Annotated in this window: 9 protein-coding genes and 2 tRNA genes; 9 read left to right on the top strand and 2 right to left on the bottom strand. The window is 66.6% G+C overall.

Going from position 1 to position 11,221, the window contains the following annotated elements; genetic code table 11:
* Window positions 1–177 precede the first annotated feature (177 nt).
* The gene (locus DMB42_RS52570; protein WP_125649894.1) at window positions 178–561 is read left to right on the top strand and encodes a hypothetical protein; all 384 of its coding nucleotides are present in this window, start codon (window positions 178–180) and stop codon (window positions 559–561) included.
* Between the two features lie 433 nt (window positions 562–994).
* Here DMB42_RS52570 and DMB42_RS52575 read toward each other — a convergent pair.
* Window positions 995–1,068, bottom strand: a tRNA-Gly gene (locus tag DMB42_RS52575).
* An 89-nt stretch (window positions 1,069–1,157) separates the two neighbouring features.
* On the opposite strand from DMB42_RS52575, the gene DMB42_RS52580 reads away from it, so the two are divergent.
* Together DMB42_RS52580 and DMB42_RS52585 are read left to right on the top strand one after the other, a co-directional pair.
* Window positions 1,158–1,234: transfer RNA gene (locus tag DMB42_RS52580), tRNA-Pro, on the top strand.
* Window positions 1,235–1,325: 91 nt separating this feature from the next.
* Window positions 1,326–1,826, top strand: coding sequence for a DinB family protein (locus tag DMB42_RS52585; RefSeq protein ID WP_125649897.1), 501 nt, complete (start codon window positions 1,326–1,328; stop codon window positions 1,824–1,826).
* A gap of 10 nt (window positions 1,827–1,836) precedes the next feature.
* Here the strand turns inward: DMB42_RS52585 and DMB42_RS52590 are convergent, their stop codons facing one another.
* Window positions 1,837–2,331 carry an ATP-binding protein gene (locus DMB42_RS52590; RefSeq protein WP_125649900.1) on the bottom strand — a complete coding sequence of 165 codons (495 nt, stop codon included), beginning with the start codon at window positions 2,329–2,331 and terminating at the stop codon, window positions 1,837–1,839.
* Window positions 2,332–2,563: 232 nt separating this feature from the next.
* Here DMB42_RS52590 and DMB42_RS52595 point away from each other — a divergent pair, with 232 nt between their 5' ends.
* The 6 genes from DMB42_RS52595 to DMB42_RS52620 all read left to right on the top strand — a co-directional run bounded on the left by DMB42_RS52595 (window position 2,564) and on the right by DMB42_RS52620 (window position 10,810).
* The gene (locus tag DMB42_RS52595; RefSeq protein WP_125649903.1) at window positions 2,564–3,430 is read left to right on the top strand and encodes a helix-turn-helix transcriptional regulator; all 867 of its coding nucleotides are present in this window, start codon (window positions 2,564–2,566) and stop codon (window positions 3,428–3,430) included.
* Window positions 3,431–3,592: 162 nt separating this feature from the next.
* Complete coding sequence (tig, locus tag DMB42_RS52600; RefSeq protein ID WP_125649906.1) at window positions 3,593–4,984, top strand: trigger factor; 1,392 nt, start codon at window positions 3,593–3,595, stop codon at window positions 4,982–4,984.
* Window positions 4,985–5,437: 453 nt separating this feature from the next.
* A complete protein-coding gene (locus tag DMB42_RS52605) occupies window positions 5,438–6,070 on the top strand; it encodes a ClpP family protease (RefSeq protein ID WP_125649908.1) in 633 nt (210 codons plus the stop codon).
* Window positions 6,071–6,081: 11 nt separating this feature from the next.
* Window positions 6,082–6,705, top strand: coding sequence for an ATP-dependent Clp protease proteolytic subunit (locus DMB42_RS52610; protein ID WP_125649911.1), 624 nt, complete (start codon window positions 6,082–6,084; stop codon window positions 6,703–6,705).
* Window positions 6,706–6,890: 185 nt separating this feature from the next.
* Window positions 6,891–8,174 carry an ATP-dependent Clp protease ATP-binding subunit ClpX gene (clpX, locus tag DMB42_RS52615; RefSeq protein WP_125649914.1) on the top strand — a complete coding sequence of 428 codons (1,284 nt, stop codon included), beginning with the start codon at window positions 6,891–6,893 and terminating at the stop codon, window positions 8,172–8,174.
* 71 nt (window positions 8,175–8,245) lie between these two features.
* Window positions 8,246–10,810 carry a valine--tRNA ligase gene (locus DMB42_RS52620; RefSeq protein WP_312024814.1) on the top strand — a complete coding sequence of 855 codons (2,565 nt, stop codon included), beginning with the start codon at window positions 8,246–8,248 and terminating at the stop codon, window positions 10,808–10,810.
* Window positions 10,811–11,221: the final 411 nt, after the last annotated feature.

Below are 11,221 nucleotides of genomic sequence, written 5' to 3' on the forward strand. Positions count from 1 at the left end.
GCCCCGAACCACCACCCAGGAGATCACTCGGATCAAGTCTCAGGCGCATACTAAGAAGCGAAAGATCAGCTAGGAGTGTCAAGCATCATCCGATGCCAAAGCGTCAAGCATCAAGTGAGACCAGACACCGCGCCTTCTCCAGAAGCTCCCCAACTGTCCTCGTGCCAGGATGACCACATGGACTACGGGGTGCCTCTGCCGGACGAAGGCCTCTCGCTCCTCGTCGGCCGCGAAGTCTCAGCAGTCTGTTTCGTACGAGACTACGTCGAGCTGCGTTTCGACGGTGCGGTCCTTCGAGCGCTCGCTGATCCGTTCGGCTTGTACGGCTGCCGGGGCTGGCGTTTCCCGCACGGCAATGCGCCTGTTGTCATGCGCCACTACATCGGTCGCGTGATCGACGGCTACGAGATGGTGCCGGCGAGATTTCTGGCAGTCGACTCTGGCGAGCACCGGTTCGCGATCCCGCTGGACGAAGGTTCCCGTGTCGGTCCCGAGGCCGCGCAACTCATCATTCCTGAGGATGCCGCAGGCGGTGGGCAGCCCGGCATGTGGATCTGGTGAACGCCACGCTCTGAGTCTCCGTGAGCTGTTGTGCCACAACCTTGCAGCGAAAAACCAGGGCTACACGAGCCCGAACACCTCGTATGCGCCTCACCACGCCGGCCGCCGTGTGTGGACTCGAGAAGCCCGTGGGTTTGGGCAGCTGAGGATCAAGACCCCAACCGCCGCCCCTGGAAGCCGGTTCGACCCGATGGTCCTGATCTTCCGTTTCGCGGGCAACGGCTGCCGGCTGCCGTCGCTGGTCGCCAACGGTGGCGTGAACTTCTCTCGGCAGGGACAAGGTCGTCACTCAGGCGCTCGGGGAAGCCTTGTGGGTGTCACCGGCGGTCGCGCCGACAAGGCGTATGGCACGTGAGTGGCGCCACCAGAGACAAGATCAGGTAACAGTAATGCCCAGGCTCGGGATCATCTCCCGGACCTGGGCCTACGTGCTTGGAGCGGACGACGGGAATCGAACCCGCGTAGCTAGTTTGGAAGACTAGGGCTCTACCATTGAGCTACGTCCGCGCGAACCGGTCGAACTCTGGTCTAGACTTCATCCGGTCGTCAGGGCGTAAGCGTACCGGAGTAACGGACCGCATGCGCACCCGGCGAGGCGGGGCGTGGCGCAGCTTGGCAGCGCGCTTGCTTTGGGAGCAAGAAGTCGCAGGTTCAAATCCTGTCGCCCCGACCAGCTGACGGGCCCCTTTCCGCAAGGAAAGGGGCCCTTCTGCTTGACCGCGGCTTTCGCCAGGGCTGGACGAACCGCCCACTAAGGTCGAGACGTGACAGACAATCGTGTGCCCCCGCCACTCACCGGCGACGAACGGACCGTGCTCGGCAACTGGCTCGAATGGCATCGCGGCACCCTGGCCGTGAAATGCGCCGGCCTCACCGTGGACCAGCTCAGGCTCCGGGCCGCCGAGCCCTCCACCCTGTCGCTGCTCGGCCTGGTACGGCACATGGCCCACGTCGAGCGCGTCTGGTTCCGCCGCGTGCTGAACGGCGAGGACATCCCCCGCCTGTGGAACAAGGACGTCGACAACGACGCCGACTTCAACGACGTGGACACGGCCTCGGCCGAGGAGGCGTTCGCCACCTGGCAGGACGAGATCGAGCGCGCGCGGGCCATCTCGGCCGCCAACTCCCTCGACGCCGTCGCCGACAGGAACGGCCAGGACTGCACCCACCGCTGGATCCTCATCCACATGATCGAGGAGTACGCCCGCCACAACGGCCACGCCGACCTGCTGCGTGAGCGCATCGACGGCGTCACCGGCGAGTGAACCGGGGGCGTCAGCCCTCTTCGGTCCGGCCCTCCTCGGCGCGGAACAGCGCCCATACGGCCTTGCCGCCGCGGTCGAGCGGGTCCCAGCCCCAGCACTGGCTGTAGGTCTCGACGATGTAGAGGCCGCGCCCGTTCTCCGAGATGAAGTCGGGCTCCTTGCGGCGCGGCACCTCGTCGCTCGGGTCCGCCACGGCCAGCAGCACGTGCGGCGACACGCGCATCAGCAAGAGCTCGATCTCTCGCCGGCCGCCCGCGTACATCGCGTACCTCACGGCGTTCGTCACCAGTTCGGACACCACGAGCGCGGCGTCGTCGCTCAGCTCGTGCAGACCCCATCCCCGCAGTGTGGAGCGGGTCACGTCCCTGGCGGTCTTCACCGAGTCGGCCTGGAAGGGCAGCGGGCACGCGGTCGTGTTGGGCTTCCCACCCTTGAGCAGGTGGTCGAAGCCCACCTCACGGGTGATCTGCAGGCAATCGGCAGTGGCCAGAGGATCCTCCACCATGCCGCCGATACCTCCCCGTAGCCCTCGGTTTAGTGCACGTTTGGCCCACAATGCACTAAGCCATCATGGGTCACGAACGCGGCGGCTGCAAGACCCAAATGCACGTGCAGCTGCAATGTGCAACAGCATGCGCCTTTTGGGGCAAAACTCTCCTAATCGGACACGAGGTTGAGACCTTGTCATACCCGGCAATGTGGTGTCACTGTGTGTGCGGACCTTGATAGGAGGCAAAGTGACGCAGAACCAGCCGGGTTCGGGGCCGACGGCGCTGCGCATCCTCCTGGGCTCCCAGCTGCGAAAGCTCAGGGAAGCGAAGAATGTCACCCGCGAGGAGGCGGGCCACCTCATCAGGGGCTCAGAATCCAAGATCAGCCGTATGGAGCTGGGCCGGGTCGGGTTCAAGGAACGTGACGTCGCCGACCTGCTCACCCTCTACGGGGTCATGGACGAGCAGGCCCGCGCCGCCGTCCTCGACCTGGTGACGACCGCCAACGAACCCGGCTGGTGGCACCGGTTCAACGACGTCCTGCCCACGTGGTTCCAGGCGTACGTCGGCCTTGAGGAGGCGGCCGCCCGGATCAGGACGTACGAGGTCCAGTTCGTGCCGGGACTGCTGCAGACCAAGGAGTACGCCAGGGCCGTCGTGACCGCGGGATCGGCGGGCATTGCGGCGGAGGAGATCGCCAGGCGCGTGGACCTCCGGCTGGAACGCCAGAGGATCTTCGACCGCCCCGACGGCACGGTCTTCTGGGCCGTCATCGACGAGGCCGCGCTGCGCCGCCCCATCGGCGGGTTCGAGGTCATGCGCGCTCAGCTCGAACACCTCATCGACCTGATGCGGCAGCCCAACATCACCATCCAGATCATGCCGTTCAGCTTCGGCGGCCACAGCGCCGAGGGCGGGGCGTTCAGCATCCTGCGTTTCCCCGACCGGGACCTGCCCGACGTGGTCTACGTCGAGCAGCTGGCCAGCGCGCTGTACCTGGACAAGCGCGAGGACGTGGACCGATACACAGAAGTCATGGAGCGGCTATGCGCCGTGAGCACCACTCCGGATGAGACGATCGATCTGCTGCGGACGATCGCCGAGGAGTTCTGACGGCGACGGCGTCGTTGTTCGGTACGCATCTGCCCTAGACTGGCCATCGGCGTTGGATCCCGCCGTGGCGGAGCATGCCCGACGCTCATGTGGGCGCGGCGCGTGAGCCGTACCGAATGGACGCGCCCGCGATCACTCGTAGCTTGATCAAGGAGACCATCCGTGAAGACCGCTGTCGAGGAGCTCAGCCCGACCCGGGTCAAGCTCACCGTCGAGGTGCCGTTCGACGAGCTGCGCCCGAGCATGGATGCGGCGTACAAGAAGGTCGCGCAGCAGGTGCGCGTCCCCGGGTTCCGGCCTGGCAAGGTTCCGGCCCGCATCATCGAGCAGCGCTTCGGCCGGGCGGTAGTGCTGGAGGAGACCCTCAACGACGCGGTGCCCAAGCTCTACGGCCAGGCCGTCGACGAGGTCGACGTGTTCCCGGTGAGCCAGCCCGACATCGAGGTCACGAAGATCGACGACGGTGAGCAGATCGAGTTCACCGCCGAGGTCGACATCCGGCCCAACTTCGAGGTGCCCGACTACCAGGGCGCCGAGGTCACCGTCGACTCCGCCGAGGTCTCCGACGAGGACGTCGACGGCCAGCTCGACGGGCTGCGCCAGCGCTTCGCGACGCTGACCGGCGTCGAACGCGCCGCGGCCAACGGCGACTTCGTGGTGATGGACCTGCGCGCCGAGATCAACGGCGAGAACATCGAGGAGCAGCAGGCCAGCGAGGTCTCCTACGAGGTCGGCGCCGGCTCGGTGCTGCAGGGCCTCGACGACGCCCTCGTGGGCATGTCCGCGGGCGACGAGAAGAGCTTCAAGACCGAGCTCGTCGGCGGCGAGAACGCCGGCGAGGAGGCCGACGTGATCATCAACGTCAAGTCGGTCAAGGAGAAGGTCCTGCCCGAGCTCGACGACGAGTTCGCCCAGCTCGCCAGCGAGTTCGACACGCTCGACGAGCTCAAGGCCAGCATCCGCGAGCAGGCCCGCCGCAACAAGCTCATCGACCAGGTCGTCCAGGCTCGTGAGAAGGCCCTCGACGCGCTGCTCGAGAAGATCGACATCCCGATGCCGGAGAGCGCGCTCAAGGCCGAGGTCGACGCCCGCAAGCACAACCTCGACCACCAGATCGCCGAGAGCGGTCTGAGCCGCGACGCCTTCTTCCGTCTGTACCAGACGACGGAAGAGGAGCGCTTCGCCGAGTTCGACACCAACTCCGCCAAGGCGCTCAAGGTCGGCTTCGTGCTCGACAAGATCGTCAAGGCCGAGGAGCTGGGCGTCAACGAGCAGGAGCTGACCAACTTCGTCGTGCGCCGCGCCATGGAGATGGGTGTCCAGCCCAACGAGCTGGCCAAGCACCTCGCCGACAACGACCAGCTCACGCTGGCCATGGTCGAGATCGTCCGTGACAAGGCCAAGTCCGTGCTCGGCGACGCCGCCAAGGTCGTCGACAGCGACGGCAACGAGGTCGACCTCAAGGCGATCTACGCCGAGATCAACGGCGCTCCGGTCGAGGAGGAGGCCGACGAGGCCGCCGAGACCGAGTCCGAGGACAAGGCCGAAGCCTGACCTATCCGAGGCCCCCGTTCCGTCGTGGTTCGGGGGCTTCGCGCTGCCCCCGAACCGTGCCGGTCTCGGGGGCTTCGTGCTTTCCCGGGCCAAACCTGGAGGACCAGCTCTGTGGTCCGGGCCAGGCGCTGGGGCGGCCCGTCGCGCTCTCGCCGCCGCTGAGGGCCCCGTAGGGCCCCGCACGGCCGCAGCCCGCCCACACGCCCCCGAGGCTCCTGAGGGGCCCAGGACGCCCCTGAAGCGCCCAGGCGTCCCGCTGCCGGTGCCCGCCGAAACGCCCGGAGAACCCGCCGTCGAGCCGGGCGTGGAGGAACGGCGTAGGCTGGCAGAAAGCCGGTGACCCAGACCTGCGCCGTCAGCGAACAGTACGGGGGACCGGGCATGAGCTGTAGGCGCCGCGCGTTAAGGTCACAAGCAAAGCCAATCGATTACGACGCATCGGAAGGTGACGCTGTGACCAGCCCGCCGACCTTCTATCAGCCTGAGTCGCGAGGCCGTGAGAACGGCTCGTCCTTCCGGCTTGAGGACCAGCTTTACCAGCGCCTGCTGCGTGAGCGCATCATCGTGCTCGGTCAGGAGGTCAACGACGAGATCGCCAACCGGATCTGCGCCGAGCTGTTGCTGCTCGCGGCCGACGACCCCGAGCGCGACATCACGCTGTACATCAACTCGCCGGGGGGCTCGGTGAGTGCCGGTATGGCGATTTACGACATGATGGAATATGTGCCTAACGACGTGTCCACGGTGGTGATGGGCATGGCCGCCTCCATGGGGCAGTTCCTGCTCACCGCCGGCGCCCGCGGCAAGCGCTACGGCCTGCCGCACGCCCGCGTCATGATGCACCAGCCGTCAGGCGGCATCGGCGGCACCGCGGCCGACATCGCCATCCAGGCCGAGCAGATGCTCTACGTGAAGAAGACGCTCGCCGAGCGGATCGCCTTCCACACGGGGCAGCAGCTGGAGCAGATCGAGTCCGACTCCGACCGCGACCGCTGGTTCACGGCCGAGGAGGCGAAGGACTACGGCTTCATCGACCACGTGGTGCGCAGCGCGCGGCAGGTGCCCTCCGTGGGCCCGGTCTCCTAGGGGGAGCTGACATGAACATCCAGAGCCGTTACGTTCTCCCCTCCTTCGTCGAGCGCACGTCTTACGGCGTGAAGGAGATGAACCCGTACAACAAGCTCTTCGAGGACCGCATCATCTTCCTCGGGGTGCAGATCGACGACGCGTCGGCCAACGACGTGATGGCCCAGCTGCTGACGCTGGAATCGCTCGACCCCGACCGTGACATCAGCATCTACATCAACTCGCCCGGTGGCTCGTTCACGGCCATGACGGCGATCTACGACACGATGCAGTTCGTCCGGCCGGAGATCCAGACCGTCTGCCTCGGCCAGGCCGCCTCGGCCGCGGCCGTGCTGCTGGCCGGCGGCACCCCGGGCAAGCGCTTCGCGCTGCCCAACGCCCGGGTGCTGATCCACCAGCCCTCCACCGAGGGCGGTGGCCAGGGAAGCGACATCGAGATCCAGGCCCGCGAGATCCTTCGTATGCGATCCCTCCTTGAGGACATCGTGGCGAAGCACACGGGCAAGGCCTCTGCCGACGTCCGCAGGGACATCGAACGCGACAAAATTCTCAACGCGGACGAGGCAAAGGCGTATGGTCTGATCGACGACATCATCCCGACAAGGAAGAAACGAGCTCAGGCCGTCGCTTCCTAGTTGAGATGTGACCGCACCGGAGCGCTGCCCAATAGGGCACGTTCCGGTGCGACTCGCCGCTAGGGGGCTCACTGAGGGCCCAGAAGACGGTAACGTCGAAACCTGAGCGGTTCGGCCTAGTCCGGAGGATGTCCGGAGACACTGCTCGCGTGAGCAGGGCGGTCCCACGCAAAGGAGTATCTGGGGTGGCACGCATCGGCGACGGGGGAGACCTGCTGAAGTGCTCTTTCTGCGGGAAGAGTCAGAAGCAAGTCAAGAAGCTCATTGCCGGTCCAGGCGTCTACATCTGCGATGAGTGCATCGATCTCTGCAACGAGATCATCGAGGAGGAGCTCTCCGAGTCCTCCGAGCTCAAGTGGGACAACCTGCCCAAGCCGAGGGAAATCTACGAGTTCCTCGACGCCTACGTCATCGGACAGGACAAGGCGAAGAAGGCGCTCTCGGTGGCGGTCTACAACCACTACAAGCGGGTGCAGTCCGGCGACCGGGGCAGAGACGACGGCCTTGAGCTGGCCAAGAGCAACATCTTGTTGCTCGGGCCCACCGGGTCGGGAAAGACTCTCCTCGCACAGACTCTGGCGAAGATGCTCAACGTGCCCTTCGCCATCGCCGACGCCACCGCGCTCACCGAGGCGGGCTACGTCGGCGAGGATGTCGAGAACATCCTGCTCAAGCTCATCCAGGCCGCCGACTACGACGTCAAGAAGGCCGAGACGGGCATCATCTACATCGACGAGGTCGACAAGATCGCCCGCAAGAGCGAAAACCCGTCGATCACTCGCGACGTATCCGGCGAGGGCGTGCAGCAGGCGCTGCTGAAGATCCTCGAAGGCACCACGGCCTCGGTGCCGCCGCAGGGCGGGCGCAAGCACCCGCACCAGGAGTTCATCCAGATCGACACCACCAACGTGCTGTTCATCTGCGGTGGCGCCTTCGCGGGCCTCGAAAAGATCATCGAGTCGCGCGTCGGCAAGAAGGGCATCGGCTTCAACGCCATCATCCGCTCGAAGGAAGAGGTCGACACGGCCGACATCTTCGGCGACGTGATGCCCGAGGACCTGCTGAAGTTCGGCATGATCCCCGAGTTCGTAGGCCGCCTGCCGGTCATCACCTCGGTCCACAACCTCGACCGCGAGGCGCTCATCCAGATCCTCACCGAGCCGCGCAACGCGCTGGTCAAGCAATACCGCAAGCTGCTTGAGCTCGACGGTGTGGAGCTGGAGTTCACCGACGGCGCCCTGGAGGCCATCGCCGACCAGGCCATCCTGCGCGGCACCGGCGCGCGCGGGCTGCGCGCGATCCTGGAGGAGGTGCTCCAGTCCGTCATGTACGAGGTGCCCTCCCGTCAGGACGTCGCCCGGGTGGTCATCACCCGCGAGTCGGTGCTGGAACACGCGATCCCGACGCTCGTCCCGCGTGACCAGCTCGCCGCCAAGCAGCAGCGCACGCCGCGCGAGAAGTCGGCCTGACAGTCCCAGAAACGCCCCCGGGATCCATCCCGGGGGCGTTTCGCTTGCCCGGCTCCCTAGAATTGGTCACTGTGACGACGCAAGAGCTGCCTACCCAGTACACACCGGCCGACGTCGAGACCCGGAGCTACGAGCGCTGGGTGTCCGAAGGCTACTTCCACGCCGACCCGGGCAGCTCGCGCGTGCCGTACAGCATCGTCCTCCCTCCGCCCAACGTGACGGGCGTCCTGCACATCGGGCACGCGCTCGACCACTCCGTCCAGGACGCGCTGACCCGCCGCGCCCGCATGCAGGGCCGCGAGACGTTGTGGCTGCCCGGCATGGACCACGCCGGCATCGCCACCCAGAACGTCGTGGAGCGCGAGCTGGCCAAGCAGGGCCTGTCCCGCCACGACCTGGGCCGCGAGGCGTTCGTCGAGCGGGTCTGGGAGTGGAAGGAGGAGTCCGGCGGCAAGATCCTGGGCCAGATGCGCAAGCTCGGCGACGGCGTCGACTGGCCGCGCGAGCGCTTCACCATGGACCCGGGCCTGTCGCGGGCCGTCCAGACCATCTTCAAGAAGCTCTTCGACGACGGGCTCATCTACCGCGCCGAGCGCATCATCAACTGGTGCCCGCGCTGCCTGACCGCGCTGTCCGACATCGAGGTCGAGCACAGCGAGGACGAGGGCGAGCTGGTCTCGATCCGCTACTCCGACGAGATCGTGGTGGCCACCACCCGCGCCGAGACCATGCTCGGCGACACCGCCGTGGCCGTCCACCCCTCCGACGAGCGCTATGCCCACCTGATCGGCACGATGGTCGAGGTGCCGCTGACCGGCCGCATGATCCCGGTGGTCGCCGACGAACACGTCGATCCCGCCTTCGGCACCGGCGCGGTCAAGGTCACCCCGGCCCACGACCCCAACGACTTCGAGATCGGCCGCCGCCACTCGCTGCCGTCGCTCACGGTCATGAACGAGCGCGGTGTCATCACCGCCCACGGTCCCTTTGAGGGCCTCGACCGTTTCGAGGCGCGCCCGGCCGTGGTCGCCGCACTGCGCGCCGAGGGCCTGATCGTCGCCGAGAAGCGCCCCTACCTGCACTCGGTCGGCCACTGCTCGCGCTGCAAGACCGTGGTGGAGCCGCGGCTGTCGCTGCAGTGGTTCGTCAACGTCTCGCCGCTGGCCAAGGCCGCCGGCGACGCCGTGCGCGACGGCCGCACCCGCATCCACCCGCCGGAGCTGGCCAAGCGCTACTTCGACTGGGTCGATGACATGCACGACTGGTGCATCTCCCGCCAGCTCTGGTGGGGCCACCGCATCCCGGTCTGGTACGGCCCGGCCGGCGAGGTCGTCTGCGTCGGCCCCGACGAGGAGCCGCCGGCCGGCTACACCCAGGACGCCGACGTCCTCGACACCTGGTTCTCCTCCGGCCTGTGGCCGTTCTCGACGCTGGGCTGGCCCGACTCCACCCCTGAGCTGGAGAAGTTCTACCCGACCTCCGTCCTGGTGACCGGCTACGACATCCTGTTCTTCTGGGTGGCCAGGATGATGATGTTCGGCCTCTACGCCATGGACGGGCGTCCGCCCTTCCAGACCGTGGCCCTGCACGGCATGGTCCGCGACCAATACGGCAAGAAGATGTCGAAGTCGTTCGGGAACGTGGTCGATCCGCTCGACTGGGTCGAGCGTTTCGGCGCCGACGCCACCCGCTTCACGCTGCTGCGCGGCGCCAACCCCGGCGCCGACGTGGCGGTGAGCGAGGAATGGGCGGCCGGCTCGCGCAACTTCTGCAACAAGATCTGGAACGCCACCCGCTTCGCGCTGATGAACGGCGCGGCCGTGGGCTCGCTCGACGGGCTCGACCTCACCGCGGCCGACCGCTGGATCCTGTCACGCCTGCAGAGCGTGGTGAACGCGGCCGACGCGGCGTTCGAGGAGTTCGAGTTCGCCAAGGTCTCCGACCTGCTCTACCACTTCGCCTGGGACGAGGTCTGCGACTGGTACCTGGAGCTGGCCAAGATCCAGCTCGGGGAGGGGCTCGAACACACCCGGCTCGTGCTCGGGCACGTGCTCGACGCGCTGCTGCGGCTGATGCATCCGCTGGTGCCGTTCGTCACCGAGGAGCTGTGGCGGGCGGTGACGGGCGGCGAGTCGATCGTCGTGGCCCCCTGGCCGCAGGCCGACCCCCGTTACGCCGACCCGGCGGCCGAGGCCGAGATCGACGCCCTCCAGGAGCTCGTGACCGAGGTCCGCAGGTTCCGTTCCGACCAGGGGCTCAAGCCCGGCCAGAAGGTGGCCGCGCGGCTGGGGCTGGCGGGCACGCCGCTGGAGGCCCAGGAGAGGGCGATCCGCGCGTTGCTGCGGCTGCCCGAGCCGGCGGAGACGTTCAACGCCACAGCGCGCTTCAGCGTGGGCGGGGTGACCGTGGAGATCGACACCGCGGGCGCCATCGACGTCGTGGCCGAGCGCAAGCGCCTGGAGAAGGATCTCGCTGCGGCCCGCAAGGATGCCGCGCAGGCGACCGGCAAGCTGGGCAACGAGCAGTTCATGTCCAAGGCGCCGGACGACGTGGTGGCCAAGGTCAGGGCCCGTGCCGAGCAGGCCGCCGCGGACATCGCGCGCCTTGAGGCGCAGCTGTCCGGGCTCGGTGTTTGAACCATACGCACGCGGGGAAGGTCCATTCGTTACCGAAGATGGACCTTCGACGTCCTCGGGGCTGCTACAGTTTTCAACGCGGGGCAATCAGCCCCGACACCCCTGCTGATCAACCCCGACCTTCGGGCTGCCTGACCTCACGGTTGGACAAAGGCCGAAAGTTAGAGTAAGTTAGCAGGGTTGCTCCAAAACGGAGCAGGTCCGGAAGCTCCCGGATCGGGCGGTTTGACAAGAATCGTCCGGATCTGGTAGACTGAAGGAAATGAAATGTGAGCGCCTCTGAGCGAGGATCCGGGAACGGGTTCTGGTGAGGAAGTACGCGTCCGTTTCTTGAGAACTCAACAGTGTGTTTAAAAGCCAGTGCATGAAAACCATGCATAACCCCGTCACATCTTCGGATGGACGGATTCC

This window comes from Nonomuraea sp. WAC 01424 (genome assembly GCF_003947315.1).
In the GTDB taxonomy this organism is placed as follows: Bacteria; Actinomycetota; Actinomycetes; order Streptosporangiales; family Streptosporangiaceae; genus Nonomuraea; species Nonomuraea spiralis.